27 protein-coding genes are annotated in these 25015 nt (G+C 63.2%); 14 read left to right on the top strand and 13 right to left on the bottom strand.

Annotated features, from left to right (window positions below; genetic code table 11):
• Positions 1 to 80: 80 nt before the first annotated feature.
• Positions 81 to 1022 carry a transcriptional regulator FeaR gene (gene feaR / locus MRBLPB4O_RS17670; RefSeq protein WP_341796098.1) on the top strand — a complete coding sequence of 314 codons (942 nt, stop codon included), beginning with the start codon at positions 81 to 83 and terminating at the stop codon, positions 1020 to 1022.
• Between the two features lie 18 nt (positions 1023 to 1040).
• On the opposite strand, the gene MRBLPB4O_RS17665 is transcribed toward feaR, so the two are convergent.
• Positions 1041 to 2339 carry an FAD-binding oxidoreductase gene (locus tag MRBLPB4O_RS17665; protein WP_341796097.1) on the bottom strand — a complete coding sequence of 433 codons (1299 nt, stop codon included), beginning with the start codon at positions 2337 to 2339 and terminating at the stop codon, positions 1041 to 1043.
• A 107-nt stretch (positions 2340 to 2446) separates the two neighbouring features.
• On the opposite strand from MRBLPB4O_RS17665, the gene hpaR (MRBLPB4O_RS17660) reads away from it, so the two are divergent.
• Positions 2447 to 2869: a homoprotocatechuate degradation operon regulator HpaR gene (gene hpaR, locus MRBLPB4O_RS17660; RefSeq protein ID WP_341796096.1), complete on the top strand. Its 423-nt coding sequence runs from the start codon at positions 2447 to 2449 to the stop codon at positions 2867 to 2869.
• An 11-nt stretch (positions 2870 to 2880) separates the two neighbouring features.
• On the opposite strand, the gene MRBLPB4O_RS17655 is transcribed toward hpaR (MRBLPB4O_RS17660), so the two are convergent.
• A complete protein-coding gene (locus MRBLPB4O_RS17655; protein WP_016498990.1) occupies positions 2881 to 3480 on the bottom strand; it encodes a TetR/AcrR family transcriptional regulator in 600 nt (199 codons plus the stop codon).
• A 202-nt stretch (positions 3481 to 3682) separates the two neighbouring features.
• Between MRBLPB4O_RS17655 and MRBLPB4O_RS17650 the strand changes: the two genes are divergently transcribed.
• The gene (locus tag MRBLPB4O_RS17650; RefSeq protein ID WP_341796095.1) at positions 3683 to 4852 is read left to right on the top strand and encodes a flavin-dependent monooxygenase; all 1170 of its coding nucleotides are present in this window, start codon (positions 3683 to 3685) and stop codon (positions 4850 to 4852) included.
• A gap of 79 nt (positions 4853 to 4931) precedes the next feature.
• The gene (locus MRBLPB4O_RS17645; protein WP_341796094.1) at positions 4932 to 5861 is read left to right on the top strand and encodes a flavin reductase; all 930 of its coding nucleotides are present in this window, start codon (positions 4932 to 4934) and stop codon (positions 5859 to 5861) included.
• A gap of 50 nt (positions 5862 to 5911) precedes the next feature.
• Here the strand turns inward: MRBLPB4O_RS17645 and hpaI are convergent, their stop codons facing one another.
• The 8 genes from hpaI to MRBLPB4O_RS17605 all read right to left on the bottom strand — a co-directional run bounded on the left by hpaI (position 5912) and on the right by MRBLPB4O_RS17605 (position 13391).
• The gene (gene hpaI / locus MRBLPB4O_RS17640; RefSeq protein ID WP_341796093.1) at positions 5912 to 6715 is read right to left on the bottom strand and encodes a 4-hydroxy-2-oxoheptanedioate aldolase; all 804 of its coding nucleotides are present in this window, start codon (positions 6713 to 6715) and stop codon (positions 5912 to 5914) included.
• 10 nt (positions 6716 to 6725) lie between these two features.
• Positions 6726 to 7529: a 2-oxo-hept-4-ene-1,7-dioate hydratase gene (gene hpaH / locus MRBLPB4O_RS17635; protein WP_049274708.1), complete on the bottom strand. Its 804-nt coding sequence runs from the start codon at positions 7527 to 7529 to the stop codon at positions 6726 to 6728.
• Positions 7530 to 7546: 17 nt separating this feature from the next.
• The gene (locus MRBLPB4O_RS17630; protein ID WP_341796092.1) at positions 7547 to 8854 is read right to left on the bottom strand and encodes an MFS transporter; all 1308 of its coding nucleotides are present in this window, start codon (positions 8852 to 8854) and stop codon (positions 7547 to 7549) included.
• A 54-nt stretch (positions 8855 to 8908) separates the two neighbouring features.
• Positions 8909 to 9313 (bottom strand): 5-carboxymethyl-2-hydroxymuconate isomerase, encoded by a 405-nt coding sequence (locus tag MRBLPB4O_RS17625; protein WP_341796091.1) that lies wholly within the window; start codon positions 9311 to 9313, stop codon positions 8909 to 8911.
• Between the two features lie 63 nt (positions 9314 to 9376).
• The gene (gene hpaD, locus MRBLPB4O_RS17620; RefSeq protein ID WP_016498997.1) at positions 9377 to 10300 is read right to left on the bottom strand and encodes a 3,4-dihydroxyphenylacetate 2,3-dioxygenase; all 924 of its coding nucleotides are present in this window, start codon (positions 10298 to 10300) and stop codon (positions 9377 to 9379) included.
• Positions 10301 to 10490: 190 nt separating this feature from the next.
• Positions 10491 to 11951, bottom strand: coding sequence for a 5-carboxymethyl-2-hydroxymuconate semialdehyde dehydrogenase (gene hpaE / locus MRBLPB4O_RS17615; protein ID WP_341798905.1), 1461 nt, complete (start codon positions 11949 to 11951; stop codon positions 10491 to 10493).
• 5 nt (positions 11952 to 11956) lie between these two features.
• The gene (locus MRBLPB4O_RS17610; protein WP_341796090.1) at positions 11957 to 12721 is read right to left on the bottom strand and encodes a fumarylacetoacetate hydrolase family protein; all 765 of its coding nucleotides are present in this window, start codon (positions 12719 to 12721) and stop codon (positions 11957 to 11959) included.
• A 10-nt stretch (positions 12722 to 12731) separates the two neighbouring features.
• Entirely contained in the window at positions 12732 to 13391 is a 660-nt protein-coding gene (locus tag MRBLPB4O_RS17605) for a fumarylacetoacetate hydrolase family protein (protein WP_084967395.1), read from the bottom strand.
• A 176-nt stretch (positions 13392 to 13567) separates the two neighbouring features.
• Between MRBLPB4O_RS17605 and hpaA the strand changes: the two genes are divergently transcribed.
• Positions 13568 to 14473: a 4-hydroxyphenylacetate catabolism regulatory protein HpaA gene (hpaA, locus tag MRBLPB4O_RS17600; RefSeq protein WP_197899401.1), complete on the top strand. Its 906-nt coding sequence runs from the start codon at positions 13568 to 13570 to the stop codon at positions 14471 to 14473.
• A 156-nt stretch (positions 14474 to 14629) separates the two neighbouring features.
• The gene (hpaR, locus tag MRBLPB4O_RS17595; protein WP_341796089.1) at positions 14630 to 15052 is read left to right on the top strand and encodes a homoprotocatechuate degradation operon regulator HpaR; all 423 of its coding nucleotides are present in this window, start codon (positions 14630 to 14632) and stop codon (positions 15050 to 15052) included.
• 150 nt (positions 15053 to 15202) lie between these two features.
• On the opposite strand, the gene MRBLPB4O_RS17590 is transcribed toward hpaR (MRBLPB4O_RS17595), so the two are convergent.
• Positions 15203 to 16291, bottom strand: coding sequence for an asparaginase (locus MRBLPB4O_RS17590; RefSeq protein WP_016499003.1), 1089 nt, complete (start codon positions 16289 to 16291; stop codon positions 15203 to 15205).
• A 405-nt stretch (positions 16292 to 16696) separates the two neighbouring features.
• Here MRBLPB4O_RS17590 and MRBLPB4O_RS17585 point away from each other — a divergent pair, with 405 nt between their 5' ends.
• From MRBLPB4O_RS17585 to MRBLPB4O_RS17555, 7 genes are all read left to right on the top strand, one after another.
• Positions 16697 to 17656: a sugar ABC transporter substrate-binding protein gene (locus tag MRBLPB4O_RS17585; RefSeq protein WP_341796088.1), complete on the top strand. Its 960-nt coding sequence runs from the start codon at positions 16697 to 16699 to the stop codon at positions 17654 to 17656.
• 20 nt (positions 17657 to 17676) lie between these two features.
• On the top strand, positions 17677 to 19230 hold the full coding sequence (locus MRBLPB4O_RS17580) for a sugar ABC transporter ATP-binding protein (protein ID WP_341796087.1): 1554 nt from the start codon (positions 17677 to 17679) through the stop codon (positions 19228 to 19230).
• Positions 19227 to 20222 carry an ABC transporter permease gene (locus MRBLPB4O_RS17575; RefSeq protein ID WP_341796086.1) on the top strand — a complete coding sequence of 332 codons (996 nt, stop codon included), beginning with the start codon at positions 19227 to 19229 and terminating at the stop codon, positions 20220 to 20222. The genes MRBLPB4O_RS17580 and MRBLPB4O_RS17575 overlap by 4 nt, the downstream gene beginning before the upstream one ends.
• A gap of 4 nt (positions 20223 to 20226) precedes the next feature.
• A complete protein-coding gene (locus MRBLPB4O_RS17570) occupies positions 20227 to 21249 on the top strand; it encodes a LacI family DNA-binding transcriptional regulator (RefSeq protein ID WP_043199738.1) in 1023 nt (340 codons plus the stop codon).
• A gap of 15 nt (positions 21250 to 21264) precedes the next feature.
• On the top strand, positions 21265 to 22173 hold the full coding sequence (rbsK, locus tag MRBLPB4O_RS17565; protein ID WP_341796085.1) for a ribokinase: 909 nt from the start codon (positions 21265 to 21267) through the stop codon (positions 22171 to 22173).
• Entirely contained in the window at positions 22170 to 22568 is a 399-nt protein-coding gene (gene rbsD / locus MRBLPB4O_RS17560) for a D-ribose pyranase (protein WP_341796084.1), read from the top strand. Before rbsK ends, rbsD begins: the two co-directional genes overlap by 4 nt.
• 181 nt (positions 22569 to 22749) lie before the next feature.
• On the top strand, positions 22750 to 23751 hold the full coding sequence (locus tag MRBLPB4O_RS17555; protein WP_341796083.1) for a nucleoside hydrolase: 1002 nt from the start codon (positions 22750 to 22752) through the stop codon (positions 23749 to 23751).
• On the opposite strand, the gene MRBLPB4O_RS17550 is transcribed toward MRBLPB4O_RS17555, so the two are convergent.
• A complete protein-coding gene (locus MRBLPB4O_RS17550) occupies positions 23723 to 23935 on the bottom strand; it encodes a hypothetical protein (RefSeq protein ID WP_016499011.1) in 213 nt (70 codons plus the stop codon). The genes MRBLPB4O_RS17555 and MRBLPB4O_RS17550 overlap by 29 nt on opposite strands.
• Positions 23936 to 24209: 274 nt before the next feature.
• On the opposite strand from MRBLPB4O_RS17550, the gene MRBLPB4O_RS17545 reads away from it, so the two are divergent.
• Positions 24210 to 24527, top strand: coding sequence for an I78 family peptidase inhibitor (locus tag MRBLPB4O_RS17545; protein ID WP_043199732.1), 318 nt, complete (start codon positions 24210 to 24212; stop codon positions 24525 to 24527).
• A gap of 137 nt (positions 24528 to 24664) precedes the next feature.
• On the opposite strand, the gene MRBLPB4O_RS17540 is transcribed toward MRBLPB4O_RS17545, so the two are convergent.
• A complete protein-coding gene (locus MRBLPB4O_RS17540) occupies positions 24665 to 24877 on the bottom strand; it encodes a cold-shock protein (RefSeq protein WP_016499013.1) in 213 nt (70 codons plus the stop codon).
• Positions 24878 to 25015 lie beyond the last annotated feature (138 nt).

Raw genomic sequence — 25015 nt, 5'->3', positions numbered from 1 at the left:
ACGAATGATGACAGTTGTGCGCACATAGATAACATGTTAACAATGTGCGCATAACAACAAATCCTGCGTCGAGGGCAGCCATGCATACTCAACAATCCAACCGTCAGGGGCTGGAACGCTGGACCACGGCCATGCAACAGATCTGTGGCCGTTTCGAGACGGAACTTGCGTCCAATCACTCGCTGTTCATCGGCGAGGTTTCTACCTTTTCCCGTGCCGGCTTGCCGCTGGCCAACCTGCGCACCAATGCCGGCAACATCCGCCGGCTGGGCGAAAACCCGACCCTTGACGATGACCAGCATTGTTTCCTGGTCAGCCAGCGTGCTGGGCATTCCACCGTGTCCCAGGGTGGCATGCAGGTCAGCCTGGCGCCGGGTGAGCTGCTGCTGATGGATTCGGTCGGGCGCTGCGAAATCACCCCCAGTGGGTTGATCGAACATGTCTCGCTGGCCCTGTCGCGTGATCAGGTACGCAAGTACGTGCAAGGCAGCGGCCCGATGTTTGGCAAGATCTCCTCAAGCAACGCCTGCGGGCGCATGCTGCATGTGCTGATGGACCAACTGTGCAAGGACGGCAATGTAAGCGGTGATGGTGCCCAGGGCGACGCGCTGCAGACCGCCTTCATTGCCCTGCTGGAGCCGGGCTTCGAGCGCCATGGCGAAGCGCTGGGCAACCTTGGGGCCTTGAGCGGTGCCAACCTGCGCGGCTACGTGCAGCAGGTGATCGACGAGTCGCTGTCACAGCCTGGGCTGACCCCGTCCAACCTGGCCGGGCGCCTGAACATTTCTGTGCGTCACCTGTACCGGCTGTTCGAGGAGGAGGGCGACAGTGTGTGCCGCTACATTCAGCGGGCGCGCCTGAAGCGCAGTGCGGATGACCTGGCCAACCCGTTCTTCAGGAGCGAGTCGATTACCTCGATCGCCTACAAGTGGGGGTTCACCGACTCGGCGCATTTCAGCCGCTCGTTCAAGAAACAGTTCGAACGCTCGCCCAAGGATTACCGGGCGCAGGCGATGGCGTGAGTGTGAGGGGCTCTGGTCTCAGCGACGGCCGTTGAAGTAGCCCGACAGCTGGTGCACGGTCTTGCCGGCAGTGAGCAGCAGCGGGCGGAAATGGTCCTTGCCGAAGATGCGCGCATGCTTGACCGAGCTGACCAGGTCATAGCGCTTCGATCCCTCCTGCATACCCTCGGCGAGTATCTTGCAAATGATGTGGCTGGGCGTGACGCCAAATCCGGAGTAGCCCTGCACATAGAAAGCGTTGGGGCGGTTGTCGAGGGTGCCTATCTGCGGAAACAGGTTGGCACTGGTGGCCATCGGGCCGCCCCAGGCCAGGTCGATGCGCACGTCTTTCAGGTAGGGGAAAATCTTCAGCATCAGGGCGCGGTTCCACGCCTTCAGGTCCAGCGGGAAGTGCTCGACGAAGGGCGTGGCGGCGCCAAACAGCAGGCGGTTCTCGCGGGTGACCCGGTAGTAGTCGATCACCGGGCGGATGTCGCTGTAGGCCCCGCGTATCGGGCTGATGCGCTCGATCAGCTCATCCGGCAATGGCTCGGTCATCATCTGGAAGGCATAGGTGTTTATAGTGCGTGCGTGCAGCTGCGGCTCCAGCTTGTTGAGGAAGCTGTCGCATGCCCACAGCAGCTTGCTGGCGCGTACCGAGCCGCGGCCGGTGCGTACCGTGATGCGCTCGCCGTAGGTCACCTCCAGCGCCGGGCTGTGTTCGAAGATGCGCGCACCGTGGCCAACCAGTGCCTGCGCTTCGCCCAGCAGTAGGTTCAGGGAATGCACATGGCCACCGCCCATGTGCAGCAGGGCGCTGCTGTAGGCATTGCTGCCGATGATCTGGCGCACTTCGCTGCCACCGAGAAAACGGATCTCGTCGCGTGTATTGATCGCCTTGAAGGCCTTCTCCCATTTGCGCAGGGTCTGTTCCTGGCGGCGGTTGAAGCCCATGTAGCCATAGCCGTGGCAGAAGTCGGCGTCGATGGCGTAGCGGACGATGCGGTCCTTGATGATGCCGGCGCCCAGTTCGCTGATTTCGAAAATATCCCTCACGCCCTGATCGCCGACGCTGCTGCGGATCTTCTCCAGGTCGTGGCCGATGCCCGCCATGATCTGCCCGCCGTTGCGCCCGCTGCCGCCGTAGCCCAGGTAACGGGCCTCGAGCACGACGATATTGGTCACGCCTTGTTCCGCCAGCTCCAGGGCGGTGTTAATGCCGGAGAAACCGCCACCGATCACCACGACATCGGCCTCGATGTCGCGCTCCAGGGTTGGGAAGCTCAGGTTGTACTTCTTGGTCGCCGAGTAGTAGGTGGGGCTCTCGAGGGTGATCATGACGCCGCCTGCTGACTGGAAATGGGTAGAAATCATTCTATTAATGTATTAATGATTGTGCACTGGCATACTCGCCGGTTTGCTATTTCCAGCCTCCTTGAGCCCGCATGACCACACCAAGACCCTCCCTGACCCTGACCTTGCTGCAGGCGCGCGAAGCCACCATGGCGTTCTTCCGCCCGGCGCTGAATGCCCATGACCTGACCGAGCAGCAATGGCGGGTAATCCGTATCCTGCGCCAGCAAGGCGAGCTGGAAAGCCATCAGTTGGCGGAGCTGGCCTGTATCCTCAAGCCCAGCATGAGCGGGGTGCTCAAGCGCCTGGAGCGTGACGGCATCGTGGCGCGGCGCAAGTCGCCGGAAGACCAGCGGCGGGTGTTCATCAGCCTGACGGAGGCTGGCCAACAAGCGTTTCTGGCGATGAGCGAGGAGATGACGCACAACTACGACAAGATCCTCGCCCAGTTTGGCGAGGACAAGCTGCAGCAGCTGATGCAGCTGCTGGATGAAATGAAGAAGATCAAACCCTGACGCGCCAGGCGTCAGCGGTTGAGTGACAGCGAGTCTTCCAGCACTTTTAGCAGTGCTGCCGCGCGCCGCTCATAGGCGTCGGGGCCTGCGTACATCAGCTCTACATACAGGCTGTCGATGATGCCCAGGTAGGCATCGGCATACAGCGCCAGGCGGCTGTGCTGCTCATGCGCCCAGCCGTGGCGAGCTTGCAGGGCCACGCTGAACCCTTCGCGTATGCCGTCCAGGTATTGTTCAAAGCCCGAAGTGACAATCGGCTTGATGCCCGCCGGGGGCAGGAACGCCGTGCGCAACACGAACCGCAGTTCGGCCGAGTCGCGATAACGTTCGGCCAGGTGCAGGGCCAGCCAGTGCCCCGCCGCCAGGCCGTCGCGGGCTTCCTGCGCAAAGCCGTGCTCGACAAAGGCCGTTTCCTGCACCAGCGCACGCTGGAACACCTCCACGAACAAGGCGTCCTTGTTGGCGAAGTGCGCATACAGCGATGCCTTGCGCATGCCCGCCAACTGGGCGATTTCGTTCAGCGAAGAGGCGTCATAACCGTACTCGGCGAAGTGGCCGACGGCGGCATCGCACACACGCACCGCAGAAGGTGAAAGGTCTTTCAACAGCATCACTCCGTCAGGGGCGCGGCGGGCCGCGCGCGTCTTGAGGGTGGGATTGTGGTGATCGAAAATGCACGGGTCAATGCTTGTCGCAAGGCAATTTCCGGGCGCCATGGAAAGTGCAATGTTCCCCTCGTAACGTGCATTTCGCCACCCAATCGCCGCTCACATACTGATCGCGTCTTCGAATCCAATAAGAAAGAGACCGCTCATGAAAAAGCCAAACCCCCTGCTGGAAGACCTGAAGTCCGTCCTGCCGACCATTGCCGCCAATGCCATGCGTGCAGAGCAGGACCGCAGTGTGCCGGCAGAGAATATCGCCTTGCTGAAAAGTATCGGCATGCACCGCGCTTTCTTGCCCAAACACTTCGGCGGCATGGAAATCACCCTGCCGGAGTTCGCCCAGTGCATCGCCTTGCTGGCGGGGGCCTGCGCCAGCACAGCATGGGCCATGAGCCTGTTGTGCACCCACAGCCACCAGATGGCAATGTTCTCGCCCAAGCTACAGCAGGAGGTGTGGGGTAGCGACCCGGATGCTACCGCCAGCAGCAGTATCGCGCCGTTCGGCCGCACCGAAGAGGTTGAGGGTGGCGTGTCGTTCAGCGGCGAAATGGGCTGGAGTTCCGGTTGCGACCACGCCGAATGGGCGATTCTCGGTTTCCGCCGCAAGAATGCCGAAGGCACTCAGGACTATTGCTTCGCCATCCTGCCACGCAGCGACTATGAAATCCGTGATGACTGGTATGCCGTGGGCATGCGCGGCAGCGGCAGCAAGACCCTGATCGTGCGTGATGCCTTCGTGCCCGAGCACCGCATCCAGAAGGCCAAGGACATGATGGAGGGCAAGTCGGCGGGCTTTGGTTTGTACCCCGACAGCAAGATTTTCTACGCCCCGTATCGCCCGTATTTTGCCAGCGGCTTCTCCACGGTCAGCCTGGGCGTTGCCGAGCGCATGCTGGAGGTGTTCCGCGAGAAAACCCGTAACCGGGTGCGTGCCTACACCGGTGCTGCCGTGGGCGCCGCCACCCCGGCGCTGATGCGCCTGGCCGAGTCGACCCATCAGGTGGCCGCTGCTCGGGCATTGCTGGAAAAGAGCTGGGACGAGATTGCCGAGCACAGCGCCCGCCACCAATACCCGTCGCGTGGCACGCTGGCGTTCTGGCGTACCAACCAGGGCTACGCCGTGAAGATGTGCATCCAGGCCGTCGACCGCCTGATGGAAGCGGCCGGTGGTGGCGCCTGGTTCGAGAGCAACGAACTGCAGCGGCTGTTCCGCGATTCGCACATGACCGGCGCCCATGCCTACACCGATTACGACGTGTGTGCGCAAATCCTCGGCCGCGAGCTGATGGGCCTGGAGCCTGACCCGGCGATGGTCTGAGCCGCCACCTGTTTTCACCCATCCCCTCCAAACACAACAACAAACAGGGCAGGCTGGCAGGCCTGCCCGGGAGTCTTGCATGTCCAACGAAACCTTCGATTCACGTGCCTTCCGCCGCGCCCTGGGCAACTTCGCCACCGGCGTGACCGTGGTGACTGCCGCCGGTCCCAGTGGGCGCAAGGTCGGCGTTACCGCCAATAGCTTCAACTCGGTGTCGCTGGACCCGGCGCTGATCCTGTGGAGCATCGACAAGCGCTCCACCAGCCATGAAGTGTTCGAAGAGGCCTCGCACTTTGCCGTGAACATTCTGGCTGCGGACCAGATCGAGCTGTCCAACAACTTTGCCCGCCCGAAGGAAGATCGCTTTGCCGGTATCGACTACGAGACCGGCACTGGCGGCGCGCCGTTGTTCGCCGATTGCGCGGCACGCTTTGAGTGTGAAAAGTACCAGCAGCTGGACGGTGGCGATCACTGGATCCTGGTGGGCAAGGTAGTGGCCTTTGATGACTTTGGCCGCTCGCCGCTGCTGTACCACCAGGGCGCCTATTCAATGGTGCTGCCGCATACCCGCATGACCCAAGGCGCAGAGGGGCAGGCACCGAGCAGCCACTTCCAGGGCCGCCTACAGCACAACCTGTACTACCTGATGACCCAGGCGCTGCGTGCCTACCAGGCTGACTACCAGCCACGCCAGCTGTGTACCGGCCTGCGCACCAGCGAGGCACGCATGCTGATGGTGCTGGAGAACGATGCGGGCCTGAGCCTGAACGAGCTGCAACGCGAAGTGGCGATGCCGGCTCGGGAGATCGAGGAAGCGGTTGCCAACCTCAAGCGCAAAGGGCTGATTGCCGATGACGAAGGGCGAGTGCGACTATCGGTGAAGGGCGTGGACGAGACCGAGGCGTTGTGGACCATTGCCCGGCAACAGCAGGACAAGGTGTTCGGGCAGTTCAGTGAACAGCAGCTGGAGACTTTCAAGACCGTGCTCAAGGCCCTTATCAACATCTGAACATTGCTTTGGATGGCACCGGCAAAGCCGGTGCCATCCAACCAGAAGCCTCAGTAGACACCACCCCCGGTACTGGGGACTACCACTGTATCCTTGAACTTCCCCGCCAGCTCGCGCAGCCCGCGCATCAGCACCGTGGTATCCACACCCACCGCCACAAACGCCGCACCCAACTCGATGTAGCGCCGCGCCAGTTTCTCGTCCGCGCTGAGAATGCCGGCGGCTTTGCCCGCCTTGCCAATGCGCACGATCGCGTCTTCAATCGCCGCCTGCACCTCCGGGTGCCCGGGGTTGCCGCGATGCCCCATGGCCGCACTCAGGTCCGCAGGCCCGATGAACACGCCATCCACACCTTCCACCGCAACGATCTCGTCCAGGTTGGCCAGGCCTTCCTTGTTCTCGATCTGCACCAGCAGGCACATTTGCTCATCGGCGTGGTCCAGGTAACCGGGGAGGGTATTCCAGCGCGAAGCCCGCGCCAGCGCGCTGCCCACCCCGCGAATGCCCTTGGGCGGGTAATGCATGGCCTTGACCAGTTGCCGCGCCTGTTCGGCAGTTTCCACCATCGGCACCAGCAAGGTTTGTGCGCCGATATCCAGCACCTGCTTGATCAGCGCGGTATCGCCGATCACCGGGCGGATCACCGCCTGGCTGGGGTAGGGTGCCACCGCCTGCAACTGGGCGAGCATGCCGCGCAGGTCGTTGGGCGCGTGCTCGCCGTCGATCAGCAGCCAGTCGAAACCGGCATTGGCCGCCAACTCGGCGCAGTAGGCATCGGCCAGGCCGAGCCACAGGCCGATTTGCGGTTCACCGCTGTGCAGGCGTTGCTTGAAGTGGTTGATGGGCATGTCCATGGGCAGGTCCTTAAACGAAGCGGCAGGCGATGGAGCCGAGCATGTCGTAGTCGACGTGGAAGGTGTCACCTGGGCGAGCGGCGACCGGGCGGGTGAACGAACCCCCAAGGATGATCTGGCCGGGCTGCAAGGTGACGTCGTACGGCGCCAGTTTGTTGGCCAGCCAGGCAACGCCTTTGGCCGGGTGGTTGAGCACGGCGGCGCTGACCCCGGATTCCTCGATCACGCCATTGCGGTAGAGCACCGCCGGCACCTTGCGCAGGTCGATTTCGGTGGGGCGCACGGCCCGCCCGCCCATCACCACGCCGGCATTGGCGGCGTTGTCGGAGATGGTGTCGAACACCTTGCGGGTGGCCTGGGTTTGCGGGTCCACCTGCTGGATGCGCGCGTCAATGATTTCCAGCGCCGGGATCACCCACTCGGTGGCGTCCAGCACATCAAACACGGTGATGTTCGGGCCCTTCAGCGGCTTGCCGAGGATGAACGCCAACTCCACTTCAACCCGCGGCACGATGAAGCGCTCGAAGGGGATGTCGCTGCCTTCGTCGAACAGCATGTCGTCGAGCAAGGCGCCGTAGTCGGGCTCGGTGATGTTCGACGACACCTGCATGGCGCGCGAGGTCAGGCCGATCTTGTGGCCCACCAGCTTGCGCCCGGCGGCGATCTTTTTTGCCACCCAGGCGCGCTGAATGGCGTAGGCGTCTTCGATGGTGATTGCCGGTTGCTCCAGCGAGAACTGGCGCACTTGCTCGCGGGAGCGTTCGGCCTGGTCGAGGCGGTCGGCGGCGTGCTGGATGAAAGCGTTGTCTAGCATGGGGGCGGTCTCTTGATTCAAGGGTTGACGATGGCAGCCTGGGTGCGCAGCACCAGCAGGCCGCCCAGGGCGATGAAGACGGCGAGTACGTACAGGGCCAGGCTGGCGCTATGGGTGGTGTCGCGCACCCAGCCGATGAAGTAGGGCGTGAAGAACGAGGCGATGCTGCCCAGCGAGCTGATCAGGGCAATGCCGGCGGCCTGGGTACGTGCGTTGAGGAACGCCGGCGGCAGTTGCCAGAACATCGGCAGCGCAGCGCTGGCGCCCATGCCGGCCAGCACCAGGCCGGCCATTACCGGCAGCGCCTGCTCGGGGGCAATGGCCGCAATGGCGATGCCGATGGCAGCCATCAGCAGCGGTACGCACAGGTGCCAGCGGCGTTCGCGTTGGCGGTCGCTGGAGCGCCCGCACGCCAGCATGAACACGCAGCCGGCCACGTACGGCACAGCGCTGAGCAGGCCGACACTGGCGTCGCTGGCCACACCGGCACTGTGAATCAGGCTGGGCATCCAGAACGCCAGGGTGTTCACCGCCAGCATCACCGCGCAATAAACCGCCACCAGCAGCCACAGCGCACGGCTGGCGAAAATGGCGCCGAACGAGGTTACGGACTTGCGCTGTTCTTCCTCACCGAATTGCGCGCGCAGCGTGGCTTTCTGCTGCTCATTCAGCCAGCTCACCCGCTCGAAGTGCTCCGGCAAAACGGCCAGTACCACCAGGCCCAGCAACACCACCGGCGCCCCTTCGAGCAGGAACATCCACTGCCAGCCACGCAGCCCGCCCGTGTCGTGCATGAAGGCCAGGATGGCCCCGGACACTGGCCCGCCGACCACTCCCGCCAACGGCACGGCAATGGCGAACAGCGCGGTGACCTGGGCGCGGCGCCCGGCCGGGTACCAGCGGTTGAGGTAAACCAGAATGCCCGGGAAGAACCCGGCCTCGGCCGCGCCCAGGGCAAAGCGCAACAGGTAGAACGCGCTGCTGCTTTCGATCAGCAGCATGCTGGTCGACAACAGCCCCCACACCACCATCAGGCAGGCGATCCAGCGGCGTGGGCCAACGCGGTCGAGCATCAGGTTGCTGGGGACGCCGAACAGCGCATAGGCAATGAAGAACAGCCCGGCACCCAGGCCATAGACCGTGTCGGACAAGTGCAGGTCCTGGCTCATCTGCATCTTGGCGAAGCCGATGTTGATGCGGTCCAGGTGGGCGAACAGGTAGCACACCAGCAGCAGCGGCATCAGCCGCCAGGTGACTGCCCGATGGGTACTGTCGGCCCGTTCAGCGTTTGCCTCGCGCGGCGAGGCTTGTTCGAGTGTGCTCATGTTTTTGTACTTGTTCTGTAATGAGTCGGGGAGGGCGTGGTTTGAGCCGGCGCGCTAGCGGTTGAACAGTGGGTGCAAGGTGCTGTGCTTGGCGTCGTAGACCTGGGCGGTGCTGTGGTCGATCTGCACGGTGATGCCGATCGGGCGCTGTTGCAGCAGTGGGTCCAGGCGCGCTTTCAACACTGCCAGCAAGCTGTCGCCCACTGTTTTGTGCACCTCGGCGCTACGGCCGCTAGCCATGCGCAGGTTGGCGTACAAGAAGCCGTATTCGCCTTTGCCATCGGCCACCGCGCAATGGGCGGCGGGGTAGGCCAGCACGCGGGTACCGCCAGTGGGGAACACGGCTTTGCCTTCGGCATCGCGCTGTTCGAGCATGGTGTCGGCCAGGGCGCGGCACAGGCCGGGGATGTCGGCGTCGGTTTCCAGGTCGGGGGTGTAAAGCAGAACCAGGTGTGGCATGGGGGCCTCCTCGGTGAGGGGCGGCTGGCCACCCGCCAGGGCGACCAGCCGCGAACGGGTGGGTTACAGGCGGCTGGTGGGCACCACGGCGGCCGGGTTGGCGGCCTGGGCAGCGGGGATGGCACCACCGTCCTGCGGGGTGACCGGGAAGATCGCGTTGATCTGGCCGGTGCCGGAAGAGCCGAAGTAGGGCGTGACCACTTCGGCCTTGCCGTCGTAATCGGACCAGCCCAGCGCACCCAGCAGCATTGCCGTGTCGTGCATGAAGCCTTCACCGTGGCCTTTGGCGGCGTACTCCGGCAGCATCCCGCAGAACGCTTCCCACTCGCCGTCCTGCCACATTTGCACCACACGGTGGTCGAGGGTTTCGAGGAACGGGCTCCACACCTTGGTGGCAAAGTCCGGCGCCTGGCCGTTCTGCGCGAAGCGGTGCGACAGCGAGCCGCTGGCCAGGAACGCCACGGTGCCGTCGTAGTGGTCTTCTACTGCCTTGCGCATGGCCCAGCCCAGGCGGGCACTGTCGGCCAGGTAGTGCGAGGTGCACAGTGCCGAGACCGAGACCACCTTGAAGTGCTGGTCCTGGTTCATGTAGCGCATGGGCACCAGGGTGCCGTATTCCGGGGCGAGGGTTGTGGCGTGGTGGGCCATGGTTTCGACGTTGAAGCGGTTGCACTCTTCGGCCAGCAGCTTGCCCAGCTCGGGGTTACCGGGGAATGCGTAGGGCATGTTGCTGATGAAGTGCGGCAGCTCGTTGCTGGTGTACACGCCCTCGAAATGCGGCCCGCACAGCACGTGGTAGTTGGCGTTGACCAGCCAGTGCGTGTCGAACACGACGATGGTGTCCACGCCCAGCTCACGGCAACGGCGGCTGATTTCGTGATGCCCGTCGATGGCCGCCTGGCGAAAGCCCTGGCGCGGGCCTGGCAGTTCGGACATGTACATGGACGGTACATGGGTAATCTTGGCAGTGAGAGCGAGTTTGCCCATGGGGGTCTCCGATAAGACGCTGTTGTTGTTTTGGGGCTGACCCGGTCCCTTGTAGGAGCGGCCTTGTGCCGCGATGGGGCGCACAGCGGCCCCGGCGATATCTGCGGCGAGGCTGAAATCCAGGGGCCGCTGCGCGCCCCATCGCGGCACAAGGCCGCTCCTACAGGGACGGTGTAAACCGCACAGAGGGTTAAATGCCCCAGCGAGGAATGTGGTGGTTACCCATGGAAATACACACGTTCTTGATCTCTGCAAAGACCTCGAAGCTGTACTGCCCACCTTCACGCCCGGTACCCGAACCTTTCACGCCGCCGAACGGCTGGCGCAGGTCGCGTACGTTCTGGCTGTTGATGAACACCATACCGGCCTCGATGCCGCGGGCCAGGCGATGGGCTTTGCCGATGTCCTGGGTCCAGATGTACGAGGCCAGGCCGTACTCGGTGTCGTTGGCCAGTTGCAGCGCCTCGGCTTCGTCCTTGAACGGGATCAGGCACACCACCGGGCCGAAGATTTCTTCCTGGGCAATGCGCATCTTGTTGTTCACGTCGGCGAACACGGTGGGCTGGATGAACTGCCCTTTGGCCAGGTGCGCAGGCAGGTTGGCCGGGCGCTCCAGGCCCCCGGCGACCAGGCGTGCACCTTCTTCGATGCCAATGCGGATGTACCCGGTGACCTTGTCATAGTGCTGCTGGGTGATCATCGAACCGACCTGGGTTTTCGGGTCGGTCGGGTCACCTACGATCAGGCGCTTGGCGCGCGCCGCAAACTCGGCGACAAACTGCGGGTACACGCTTTCCTGGATGAAGATGCGGCTGCCGGCGGTGCAGCGTTCGCCGTTCAGCGAGAAGATGGTGAACAGCGCGGCGTCCAGCGCACGTTCCAGGTCGGCGTCCTCGAAGATCAGCACCGGCGACTTGCCGCCCAGTTCCATCGAGTACTTTTTAAGGCCGGCCGTCTGCATGATCTTCTTGCCGGTGGCGGTACCGCCGGTGAAGGAAATGGCGCGCACATCGGGGTGGCGGACCAGTGCATCGCCGGCAGTAGCGCCGTAACCCTGGATCACGTTCAGCACGCCGTTGGGGATGCCAGCTTCAACCGCCAGGCGGCCCAGTTCGTTGGCGGTCAGCGGCGACAGTTCGCTCATCTTCAGCACGGCGGTGTTGCCCAGCGCCAGGCATGGCGCGGTCTTCCAGGTGGCGGTCATGAACGGCACGTTCCATGGGCTTACCAGGCCGCACACACCCACCGGCTGGTACAGGGTGTAGTTGAGCATCTGGTCGTCGACCGGGTAGGTGTGGCCATCCATGCGCGTGCACACTTCGGCGAAGAAGTCGAAGTTGTGCGAGGCACGCGGGATCAGCACGTTCTTGGTCTGGTGGATCGGCAGGCCGGTGTCGAGGGTTTCCAGCTCGGCCAGTTTCGGCACGTTCTGCTCGATCAGCTCACCCAGCTTGCGCATCAGCCGGGCACGTTCCTTGGCCGGGGTGTTGGCCCACTTGGGGAAGGCTTCCTTGGCCGCAGCCACCGCCTGGGCCACTTCCTCGGCGCCACCGCTGGCGACTTCACAGATGGCGTCGCCGGTGGCCGGGTTGTAGTTGATGAGGGTGTCTTTGCTCTCGACCTCACGGCCGTTGATCCAGTGCTTGATCATGCTGCTCATGCCTTGTTGTTCTTGAAGAAGTCAGCTTCGCTGACGATACGGTTGACCAGGCGACCGACGCCTTCCACTTCCACCACCACTTCATCGCCCGGCACCACATCGGCCAGGCCTTCTGGCGTACCGGTGGCGATCATGTCGCCCGGTTGCAGGGTCATGAAGCTGGAGAAATATTCGATGAGGTGCGGGATGTCGAAGATCATGTCCGCCGTGGTGCCTTCCTGCTTCAGCTCACCGTTGATCCAGGTGCGCAGCTTCAGGTTGCTGACGTCCGGCACATCGGCCGCATCGACGATCCATGGGCCGACCGGGGTGGTGGCGTCGCGGTTTTTCACCCGCAGGTTGGGGCGGTAGTAGTTTTCCAGGTAGTCGCGGATGGCGTAGTCGTTACACACGGTGTAGCCGGCAACGTAGGCCAGGGCGTCCTCGCGCTTGACGTTTTTCGCCGCTTTGCCGATCACCGCCACCAGCTCGCACTCGTAGTGCATGTATTCGACATTGTCCGGGCGCCAGGTGACCTGGTTGTGGCCGGTGTAGGTGCCCGGCGACTTGATGAAGGCCAGTGGTTCGGTGGGCGGCGCGAAGGCCAGCTCCTTGGCGTGGTCGGCGTAGTTCAGGCCCAGGGCGAACATGCTGCCGGTGGCGGGTGGCAGCCAGGTGACCTGGTCCTGATGGACCAGGCGGCCGTCGGCAAGGCGCAGGTGATCGTCTTCGACCGTGACATCGTGGGCCTGGCCGTCGAACTGGATACGGGCGTGTTTCACAGGTAATTCCTCACTCGGCGACGATGTGGTTGGTCAGCTTGCCCAGGCCGTCGATCTCGATGTCGACGCGGTCACCTGGCTGTACATCGACGCGGCCCTCGGGGGTTCCGGTGATCAGGATGTCGCCGGCGTGCAGGGTCATGAACTCGCTGATTTCGGCAATCAGCTGCGCCACCGTGCGTACGCAGTTGGCGGTGTTGTTGTGCTGGCGCAGTTCGCCGTTCACATACAGGCGCAGGCCCAGGGCATCGGGGTTGGCCACTTGGCTGGCGGGTACCAGTTCAGGGCCGACCGGGCAAAAACCATCACGGCACTTGGCCTTGACTGCCGGGCGGTAGTAGCTGTCTTCGGGCAGGCTCACTTCGTTGACGATGGTGTAGCCCGCCACATGCTCCAAGGCATCGGCCACGCTGACGCGGCTGGCGTCCTTGCCAATCACCACTCCCAGCGCCGGGCCGGGTTGCACGCGCTGCACGCCGGCCGGGAATACCACCTGGCCTTCATGCTGGTTGCGGGTGTTCGGGGTCTTGACGAACAACACCGGCTTGACCGGCAGTTGCTTGTACGGTGCTTCCACGAACGCCGCTTGGTGCTGCTGCAGCAAACCCTGGTAGTTCAGCGCGACGCCGAACAGGGTGCCGCTGGCAACGTCATGCAGGGCATGGCTCATGCTCTTCTCCTGGCAGTGCAGGGCGGTGGCCGTCCTGCGGATTTCGTTAATGTGTTAATGTTATAGTTAATATGTTAACGATGGTCAAGGGGTGGCCAGTGGCGCCTGCCGGCAAGGCAAGGCAAGGCACCATGGGCCATCGTCAACAGGGTCAAGCGATTTGCGAGCAAGCAGCCATGAGCGACCGGCATCCGATACCGAACATCAATATTGGCCAGGTCTACGACCAGCGCTACAGCGACAGCGAGGTGCATTACGACCGGCTGGGCAACCTGGCGGGCTTTTTCGGGCGCAACATGCCGGTGCACCGGCATGACCGGTTTTTCCAGGTGCATTACGTGAAGTCGGGCACAGTCCGGGTGTATCTGGATGACCAGCAGTACATCGAGGCCGGGCCGATGTTCTTCCTCACGCCACCCACGGTGGCGCACGCGTTCGTCACCGAAGCTGACAGCGACGGGCATGTGCTGACGGTGCGCCAGCAACTGGTGTGGCAATTGATCGAAGCCGATGCCAGCCTGCTGCCGGCGGGCGTGCAGGTGCAGCCAGCCTGTGTGGCGCTGGGCAACCTGCCGGCTGAATACAAGGCCGAGGCGCAGCGCCTGCAAGGCTGGCTGGACGCGTTGAGTGACGAGTTTGCCACGCAGCAACCGGGTCGCGAGGCGGCGTTGCAGTCGCTGACCCGCCTGATCATGATCAGCCTGCTGCGGCTGTGCCCCAACTCGCTGGAATCGACCCCGGCGCGGCATGAAGACCTGAAGATCTTCCACCGTTTCAATGCCCTGATCGAAGCGCATTACCTTGAGCATTGGCCGCTGGCCCGCTACGCGCAGCAGATTGGCGTGACCGAGGCACGGCTGAACGATGTGTGCCGGCGCATCGCCGACTTGCCATCCAAGCGCCTGGTGCTGGAACGGCTGATGCAGGAGGCCAAGCGTTTGCTGTTGTTTTCCGGCAGCACGGCCAACGAAATCTGTTACCAGCTCGGCTTCAAGGACCCGGCCTATTTCAGCCGCTTCTTCAACCGCTACGCCAAGCTCACACCCGGGGAGTACCGCCAGCGGCAGGCAGAATTGCAGTGAAATGGCCATGGCGGCTCACCCGGGTGCTGTTGTTGTTTACAGCGGATGGTCGCAGCCCGCGCGCCGGGCTTGAATGGGTTTTCCGTGGAACAGATTGCACTTTCCATCGTGCATGCCCTTAAATTCGTGAATTGAGAAAAAGCCACAGGTTTGACCATGACCAAGACGCAACCTTCGCTCACGCTAAGCCTGTTGCAGGCCCGAGAAGCCGCGATGGCATTTTTCAGGCCGCTGTTGAACCAGCACGACCTGACCGAGCAGCAATGGCGGGTAATCCGCATCCTCAAGCAGCACGGCGAGCTGGAGAATTACCAGTTGGCGGAGCTGGCCTGCATCCTCAAGCCGAGCATGACCGGGGTACTGGGGCGCCTGGAGCGAGACGGGCTGGTGCGGCGGCAGAAGGCCGTGCAGGACCAGCGACGGGTGTTCGTCAGCCTGACCGAAGGCGGGGAGGCGTGCTTTGCCTCGATGAAGGAAGGCATGGAGGCCAACTACCAGAAGATTCAGGCGCAGTTTGGTGAGGAGAAGCTACAGCAGCTGATGGGGTTGTTGAATGACCTGAAGCGCATCGCGCCATAACGTTCTTCTGGTCTTGCAGGAGCGGCCTTGTGCCGCGAAAGGGCTGCGCAGCAGCCCCGGCGATTTCTGCGGCGAAGCTCAAATCCTGGGGCCGCTACGCAGCCCATTCGCGGCGCAAGGCCGCTCCTACAGGGGATGGCTGCGAGGTACTCAGTACTCCCAGAAAATTCGCTGCAGCTCTTTGCTGTCCTGGGTCTTGGTCATGGCGACCATCGCCAGAATCCGCGCCTTCTGCGGGTTCAGGTCGTGGGCCACGACCCAGTCGTTCTTGTCATCCGGCTGTTCGGCGTTGCGCAGCACGAAACCACCCTGGTTGACGTGCGACGAGCGGATGATCTGCACGCCGTTCTTGCGCAGTTCCTGCAACGCCGGCACCACCCGCGACGACACCGAACCGTTACCGGTACCGGCGTGGATCAGCGCCTTGGCACCGTTCTGCGCCAGTGCCTTGTAGGCGGTGTCGGTCACGTTGCCATAGCCATAGGCAATGTCCACCTGTGGCAGGCTGCTGATCTGCTTGATGTCGAACTCGGAATTGACCGTGTGGCGCTTGGCCGGCAGGCGGAACCAGTAGGATTTGCCTTCCACCACCATGCCCATCGGGCCCCAGGCGCTTTTGAAGGCTTCGGTCTTGATGTTGACCGACTTGCTCACGTCACGGCCCGACTGGATCTCGTCGTTCATGGTCACCAGTACGCCCTTGCCGCGCGACTGCTTGTCGCCGGCCACGGCCACGGCGTTGTACAGGTTGAGCATGCCGTCGGCAGACATGGCGGTGCCCGGGCGCATCGAGCCGACCACCACGATTGGCTTGTCGGTCTTTTCCACCAGGTTGAGGAAGTAGGCGGTTTCTTCGAGGGTGTCGGTGCCGTGGGTAATGACGATGCCGTCGACGTCCTTGCTCTCGGCCAGTTCGGCAACCCGCTTGCCGAGCTTGAGCAAGTCCTCGTTGGTGATGCTTTCAGAGGCGATCTGCATCACTTGCTCGCCGCGTACGTTGGCTATGTCGGCCAGTTCCGGCACGCCGGCAATCAGCTTGTCGATGCCCAGCTTGGCAGCCTGGTAGGTGGCGCTGTTGGCCGCGCTGGCACCGGCGCCGGCAATGGTACCGCCAGTGGCGAGGATGACCACGTTGGCCAGCTTCTGCTGGTTTTCGGCTTCTTTGGCAGAGGCGGTGGTTGGCAGGATCAGCAGCAGGGCGAGTGCGCTGGGGGCGAAGGTTTTAAGTGCGGCATTCATCGTTATTGTTCTCTCTCTTCCTAGTGAGATAGTTATTGAGTCGCGCAGGGCTACAGGCATGTTTCATACCAGCTTGCGTGGACGGCTTTTTGTGGGAGCGGCCTAGTGTCGCGAAAGGGGCGCGCAGCGGCCCCGGATTTCGGCGTTACAGCACGCATCGCCCGGGCCGCTTTGCGACCCTTCACGGCACAAGGCCGCTCCTACAAGGGGCAGTGTTCCATTCGCAATTCCGAACAAGCATAGGAAAAGGTGTTCGGTTTTCCGGAAAAATCTGCATAATCGGCCACAGCAGTGCTTGGCCTCCGACAGCCAAACGGATTTGACAAACAGCAGTCCTGTTTCCATAGTTAGTCAACGCAAACGTTTGCGATCCGATAAAAAACACAAGATTCGGAGTCATCGTCCATGAAACTGCCGTTCCCCGGTCGTCTGCTGGCCCTCGCTGTCGTTTCCTCCCTTTCCCTCGCCCTGCCATTGTCTGCCGCCCACGCAGAAGACAAGCCCAAGGTCGCCCTGGTGATGAAGTCACTGGCCAACGAATTCTTCCGCACCATGGAAGACGGCGCCAAGGACTACCAGAAAACCCACGCCAACGAATTCAACCTGGTCGCCAACGGCATCAAGAACGAGACCGACACTGGCGAACAGATTCGCATCGTCGAGCAGATGATCAATGCCGGCGCCAAGGCGCTGGTGATTGCCCCGGCTGATTCCAAGGCGCTGGTGTCGGTGGTGAAGAAGGCCATGGACCAGGGCGTGGTGGTGATCAACATCGACAACCGCCTGGACCCTGATCTGCTGAAGAGCAAAAACATCAGCGTGCCGTTCGTTGGCCCTGACAACCGCAAAGGCGCGCGCCTGGTCGGTGACTACCTGGCCAACGAGAAGCTCAAGGCCGGCGACCAGGTGGGCATCATCGAAGGGGTGCCGACCACCACCAACGCCCAGCAGCGCACCGCCGGCTTCAAGGACGCCATGGATGCCGCGCAGATGAAAATCGTCTCGGTACAAAGCGGCAATTGGGAAATCGACAAAGGCAACGCCGTCGCCGCCGCCATGCTCAACGAATACCCCGAGCTGAAAGCCTTGCTGGCCGGCAACGACAGCATGGCGCTGGGCGCCGTATCTGCCGTGCGCGCCGCCGGCAAGACCGGCCAGGTGCAAGTGGTGGGCTATGACAACATCAACGCCATCAAGCCGATGCTTGCCGATGGTCGCGTGCTTGCCACCCTCGATCAGGCCGCCAGCCAGCAGGCGGTGTACGGCATCCAGGCTGCGCTGAAAATGGTCAAGGGCGAGAAACCTGATGTGGATGCCGACAACGTCATCCAGACCCCGGTCGAACTCATCACCAAGAAGCCCTGACGCTGCCAGGAGAAACGGCCATGCCTGCATCGGCCAACGAAGTGGTGCTCGCCGCCAGCGGCCTGGGCAAGACCTACGCCCAGCCCGTGCTCGGCGAGGTCAGCCTGAACCTGCGGGCCGGCGAAGTGCTGGCCCTGACCGGCGAGAACGGCGCGGGCAAGAGTACGTTGTCCAAGCTCATCAGCGGCCTGGAGGTGCCCACCACCGGGCACATGACCTACCGCGGCCAAGCCTACGCGCCCGGCAGCCGCAGCGAGGCCGAGCGCCTTGGGGTGCGCATGGTGATGCAGGAGCTGAACCTGCTGCCGACGCTGACCGTGGCGGAAAACCTGTTTCTCGACAACCTGCCCAGCCGTTTCGGCTGGATCAGCCACAAGCGCCTGCGCCAGCTGGCCACCGCCGCCATGGCGCAGGTCGGGCTCGATGCCATCGACCCGGATACCCCGGTGGGCGAACTGGGCATTGGCCATCAGCAGATGGTCGAGATTGCCCGCAACCTGATCGGCGACTGCCATGTGCTGATCTTCGATGAGCCCACCGCGATGCTCACCGCGCGCGAGGTGGAGCTGCTGTTCACCCAGATCGAGCGCCTGCGCCAGCGTGGCGTGGCCATCGTCTACATTTCCCACCGCCTGGAAGAACTGCAGCGTGTTGCACAGCGCATCGTCGTGCTGCGCGACGGCAAGCTGGTGTGCGACGAGCCAATCCAGCGCTACAGCAGTGCCGAACTGGTCAACCTGATGGTCGGCCGCGAGCTGGGCGAACATATCGACCTGGGCCGCCGGCAGATCGGCGCGCCGTTGCTCAAGGTCGACAAGCTCAGCCGTGCTGACAAGGTGCGCGAGGTGTCGTTTGAGGTCAGGGCAGGGGAGATCTTCGGCATTTCCGGCCTGATTGGTGCCGGCCGTACCGAGCTGTTGCGGCTGATCTACGGCGCCGACCGTGCCGACAGTGGCAGCATCGCGCTCGGCCAACCCCTACAAACCGTCACCATCGACTCGCCCAAGGCGGCCGTAAAGGCGGGTATCGCGCTGATTACCGAAGACCGCAAAGGCGAGGGCCTGCTGCTGACGCAGTCGATCAGCGCCAACATCGCCTTGGGCAACCTGGGCGCGGTGTCACGCGCTGGCGTGCTTGACGGCCAGGCAGAGCAGGCCTTGGCCGAGCGCCAGATCCAGGCCATGCGCATTCGCAGTGCCGGCGCCCACCAGGTTGTGGGCGAGCTGTCTGGCGGCAACCAGCAGAAGGTGGTGATTGGCCGCTGGCTGGAGCGCGACTGCCAAGTGCTGCTGTTCGACGAGCCCACCCGAGGCATCGACGTGGGTGCCAAGTTCGACATCTATGGCCTGCTGGCCGAACTGGCGCGCCAGGGCAAGGCGCTGGTGGTGGTGTCCAGCGACCTGCGCGAGCTGATGCTGATCTGCGACCGCATCGCCGTGCTGTCGGCCGGTCGCCTGATCGACACCTTCGAGCGTGATCATTGGAGCCAGGACCAGCTGCTGGCCGCAGCCTTTGCCGGTTATCAGAAACGTGACGCACTGCTGCACGATGCAGCCCCCAGGATGGACGCATGAAAACCACCCCGCTCGATAGCCAACGCGCCGCCCCTGTGCGCCGCAGTGGCACCTACTTTGGCCTGGGCACCTACCTGGGCCTGGCTGGCGCCTTGCTGGCGATGATTGTGTTGTTCTCGTTCCTCAGCAGCCACTTCTGGTCCTACAACACCTTCAGTACCTTGGCCAACCAGATCCCCGACCTGATGGTGCTGGCGGTGGGCATGACCTTTGTCCTGATCATCGGCGGCATCGACCTGTCGGTGGGCTCGGTGCTGGCCCTGGCGGCTTCTGCCGTGAGTGTGGCCATCCTCGGCTGGGGCTGGGACGCGCTGCCGTCGGCGCTGCTGGGCATGGCCGTGGCCGCACTGGCCGGCAGCATTACCGGCGGCGTTACGGTGGCCTGGCGTATTCCGTCGTTCATCGTCTCGCTTGGCGTGCTGGAAATGGCCCGCGGCCTGGCCTACCAGTTCACCGACTCGCGCACCGCCTATATCGGCGATGCCTATGCGTGGTTTTCCAACCCGGTTGCCTTTGGTATTTCGCCAGCGTTCATCATTGCCTTGCTGGTGATCGTACTGGCCCATCTGGTGCTGACCCGCACGGTGTTCGGCCGCTACCTGATCGGCATTGGTACCAACGAAGAGGCCGTGCGCCTGGCAGGTATCGACCCGCGCCCGTACAAAGTGCTGGTATTTGCCCTGATGGGGCTGCTCGCAGGCTTGGCTGCGCTGTTCCAGATATCGCGCCTGGAGGCGGCCGACCCCAATGCCGGCTCCGGCCTGGAGCTGCAGGTGATCGCCGCCGTGGTGATCGGCGGTACCAGCCTGATGGGTGGGCGTGGCTCGGTCATCAGCACCTTCTTTGGCGTATTGATCATCTCCGTACTGGCCGCCGGGCTGGCTCAGATTGGCGCCAGTGAGCCGACCAAACGCATCATCACCGGGGCGGTGATCGTCATCGCCGTGGTGCTCGACACTTACCGCAGCCGGCGTGCAGCCCGGCGGAACTGACAATATGGCAACCATCAAAGACGTCGCGGCACTGGCGGGCATTTCCTACACGACCGTGTCCCATGTACTGAACAAGACCCGACCGGTGAGCGAACATGTGCGGCAGAAGGTTGAAGCCGCCATTATCGAGCTGGACTACGTGCCCAGCGCGGTGGCGCGCTCACTCAAGGCGCGCAGCACGGCCACCATCGGCCTGCTGGTGCCCAACAGCGTCAACCCGTACTTCGCCGAGCTGGCGCGGGGCATTGAAGACGCCTGTGAGCGCAACGGCTACTGTGTGATTTTGTGCAACTCCGATGACAACCCACAGAAGCAGCGCAGTTACCTGCGCGTGCTGCTGGAAAAGCGTATCGATGGCCTGGTGGTGGCCTCGGTGGGCCAGGACAGCGACCTGCTGCAAAGCCTGGCCTGCGTACGCACGCCGATGGTTATCGTCGACCGTGAACTGGAAGGCGTCGATGCCGACCTGGTGCGCATCGACCACGAGCAAGGCGCCTACCTGGCCACCCAGCATCTGCTGGAGCTTGGGCACCGCGATGTCGCCTATATTGGTGGCCCCGCCGAAACCGGGGTTACCCAGCTGCGCCTGAACGGCTTCCGCCGTGCCATGGCCGAGGTCGGCGTGCCGGTGCTGGGCAGCCGTGTGCTGCACTGCGACTTCACCAGCCCGGGTGGGCATGCCGCAGCAGCGCAGGTGCTGGAGGGCAAGCGGCCCACGGCGATTTTTGCCGGCAACGACATGATCGGTTTCGGCGTGCTGCGTGCTGCGGCCGAACGCAATATCAGCGTGCCCGGCGAGCTGTCGGTGATCGGCTTCGACGACATCGAGCTGAGCCGCTACGTGTATCCGCCGTTGACCACCGTGGGCCAGTCGATTCGCGAGCTGGGCGAGAGCGCCGCCTCACTGTTGCTGACACGTATAGGAACACCCCGGCAAGGCGCGGCGGAGCAACGCATTGTTGCCCCGCGCATCGTGCTGCGTGAGTCCACCGGGCCGCGCCCGGACTTGTTCAACGATTACCGCTAACGCTAAGGAAACGTCATGAATGCCAAGGTTGTGGTGGTCGGCAGCCTCAATATGGACCTGGTGGCCCGCGCCCAGCGCCTGCCCCGGGCCGGCGAAACACTCCCCGGCGAAAGCTTTTTCACCGTACCGGGCGGCAAAGGCGCCAACCAGGCGGTGGCGGTGGCGCGGCTCGGCGGCAGCGTGGCAATGATCGGCAATGTGGGTGACGATGACTATGGCCGGCAACTGCATCGGGCCCTGTATGTCGAGGGCATCGATTGCCAGGGCGTCAGCACCTGCCCAGGGGTGTCCAGCGGTGTGGCACTGATTACCGTGGATGCTGCCAGCCAGAACTGCATCGTCATCATTCCTGGCGGCAACGGCCTGCTGACGCCGCAGTCGGTACAGCGCTTCGATGCCTTGTTACAGGCTGCCGAGGTGGTCATTTGCCAGCTGGAAGTGCCGGCCGATACCGTGGCCTGGACCCTGACGAGGGCGCATGAACTGGGCAAACAGGTGATCCTGAACCCGGCGCCGGCCACCGGCCCCTTGCCGGCGGACTGGTTTGCGCGCATCGATTACCTCACGCCTAACGAAAGCGAGGCCGAAGCCCTGACCGGGGTGGCAGTCACCGACCAAGACAGTGCCCGGCGTGCTGGCGAGCGCTTGCTACAGCTGGGGGCGGGTAAAGTGATCATCACCCTGGGGGCCCAAGGGGCCTTGCTGATTACTGCGCAGGGCCATCAGCACTATCCGGCGCTTGTGGTGCAACCGCTGGACACCACCGCTGCTGGCGATACCTTCATTGGTGGCTTTGCTGCCGGCCTGGTACGGGGGTTGGAGGAGGGCGAGGCCATTGCCTTTGGCCAGCGTGCCGCCGCCTTGTCGGTTACCCGTGCCGGTGCCCAGCCGTCCATTCCCTACTTGGCGGAGCTGACACCATGAAGAAAACCCCCTTGCTGAACGTTGCCTTGTCGCGGGTCATTGCCGGCATGGGGCATGGCGATATCCTGGTGATCGGCGATGCCGGGCTGCCGGTGCCGCCGGGCGTGGAGCTGATCGACCTGGCCATTACCCCCGGTCTGCCGGATTTCGCCAGCGTGTTGCGGGTAGTGCTGAGCGAGTTGCAGGTAGAACGCCATGTGCTGGCTGAAGAAATGCAGAAAGTAGTGCCGCCTGCGCTGGTCGAGATCGAGCGACTCAAGGGCAAGCTGGGCAAGCGCGAATGGCTGAGCCATGAAGATTTCAAGGTGCTGTCGCGCAGTGCTCGCGCGGTGGTGCGTACCGGTGAATGCCAGCCTTACAGCAACATCGCCCTCATCTCCGGCGTGACTTTCTGACAGCCACCGCGCTTTTTGTAGGAGCGGCCTTGCGTCGCGATGGGGCGCGAAGCGGCCCCAGATTTTCAGCTTCGCAGCAAAACTTTCCGGGGCCGCTTCGCGCCCCATCGCGGCACAAGGCCGCTCCTACAGGGGGCTGCGGTGTGTTTGTGTCCTGTGTTCTGGCAACAAGGAGTGCCCTATGCTCAAACCCCTGCTACAAGGAATCGCTTTCATGGCCACAGCCACCACCCTCCAGGCGGCCCCCATCGACTTGATCATAGACACCGACCCCGGCGCCGACGACGTGGTCGCGCTGTTCCTGGCCATGGCCTCGCCTGACGAGCTCAATATCCGTGCCATCACCACCGTGGCCGGCAACGTGCGCCTGGATAAAACCTCGCGCAACGCCCGCCTGGCCCGCGAATGGGCGGGGCGCGAAGACATCCCGGTGTACGCCGGCGCCGGCCGCCCACTGGTGCGCGCGCCGATCTACGCCGCCGACGTTCATGGCGAAGAAGGCCTTACCGGTGTGCAGGTGCACGAGCCGAAAGCGGCCCTGGCCCAGGGTAATGCCGTGCAATACCTGGTCGATACCCTCGGCGCAGCCAAACCGCACAGCATCACCGTCGCCATGCTTGGCCCGCAAACCAACCTGGCCCTGGCGTTGATCCAGCGCCCGGACATCGCCCAGGGCATCAAGGAGGTGGTGGTGATGGGCGGCGCCCACTTCAATGGCGGCAACATCACCCCGGCAGCGGAATTCAACCTCTACGCAGACCCGCATGCCGCCGAAGTGGTGCTGGCCAGCGGTGTACCACTCATCTACCTGCCGCTGGACGTCACCCACAAGCTGCTGACCAGCGACGCCCGCCTGAAACAATTGGCAGCCGTGAACAATCAGGCCAGCAAGCGCGTGGTCGATATCCTCAATGCCTACATCACCCACGACATGGACCTGTACGGCATGCCCGGCGGCCCGGTGCATGACGCCAGCGTCATTGCCTACCTGTTGAAGCCCGAGCTGTTCAGCGGCCGACGCATCCATATGAGCATCGACAGCCGCGAAGGCCCGACCTTCGGCCAGACCATTGCCGACTGGTACGGCGTACTCAAGCAGCCGGCGAATGTGCTGTGGGTAGAGCAGGGCGATGCCCAGGGGCTGTTCGACCTGCTCAGCGCACGTCTGGCGCGATTGGAATAGCCGCGTGCGGCGCGTAGCGCTCGAACACCTGGTCGATGAAGCTGCGTGCCGCCTCGGCGCCGTTGTCCCGTACCAACAGGTCGATGGCGATCAACAGCAATTCTTCCGGTGTGCCAGGGCTGTACGCGCTCTGGCCCTCGGCCCATTTGACCTTGATGTCGGCATCGATGCTGTGGGTACTCATGAAAAGCTCTCGCTGGGGGCCCGGAACGAAGGGGGAACACCTGACCCTGGTGCTCGATGGAGGCGGGATGCGCTCCACTTCTTGCAGCAAATCATGGCTTTGCGCCAGTGACCGTGCGCGCTAAGCATATGGCAAACGCAGGGGGTTGTGCAAAATCCGGTCACGATTGCTTTTCGCCTCGGTGCTAGAGTTCAGGCAGACTTGACCGGTTTTGCAACGAACACTGAGCGGAGCTGTCGGAATAGACAGTTCCCGGACCCATTTAGGAGGCTTCATGTTCCGTACCCGTGCTTACCTGGCAACCCTGGCGGTGGCTGCTGTCCTGGCTGGTTGCAGCACAGGTGGCAACGCTGGTGGCGATGCGCCGGCCGCATCGGCTGGCAACGATGGCCGCTGCGAAGCCAGCGGCGCCGATTTTGCCATTGGCAAACCAGGCAGCGCCGAGCTGCTGGAGCAGGCGCGCAAGGCCAGTGGCTCGCAGACAGCACGCATCCTCAAACCGCACGATGTAGTAACCCTGGAATACCGCTCCGACCGCCTGAACCTGAACGTGGACGAGCAAGGCAAGGTAACCCGCGTCAACTGCGGTTGATGCAGCTCCAAAGGCCCATGCGGTCCCTGTAGGAGCGGCCTCGTGCCGCGAAAGGGCCGCAAAGAGCAGCGTATACCGCCTGGTAAGCGCCCATAAAAAAACCCGCCACAAGGGCGGGTTTTTTCACAGCTTCCGAATTACTCCGGACGAACCTGAGCAGCCTGCATGCCCTTCTGACCGCGCTCGGCGACGAAGGAAACTTGCTGACCTTCTTTCAGGCTCTTGAAGCCGTCGGATTCGATGGCCTTGAAGTGAACGAACAGGTCGTCGCCGCCGCCTTGTGGGGTGATGAAGCCGAAGCCTTTCTCATCATTGAACCATTTGACGGTGCCGGTTTGGCGATTGGACATGGGATGAATCTCCAGAAACTTGAAATTTTTCGAAGTGCCTAGACGCCTGAGCTGTCTGGCACAGATGACATCATAGTCTAATTCTGCGGAAGTAGCGCCTTTTACCTTCACCGGATGTTGATCCAGCGCAAAATAATG

The organism is Pseudomonas sp. LPB4.O, assembly GCF_038383825.1.
GTDB lineage: Bacteria > Pseudomonadota > Gammaproteobacteria > Pseudomonadales > Pseudomonadaceae > Aquipseudomonas > Aquipseudomonas putida.
The sequence above is the reverse complement of the archived record's forward strand: the minus strand, read 5'-3'. Positions and strand labels throughout refer to the sequence as shown.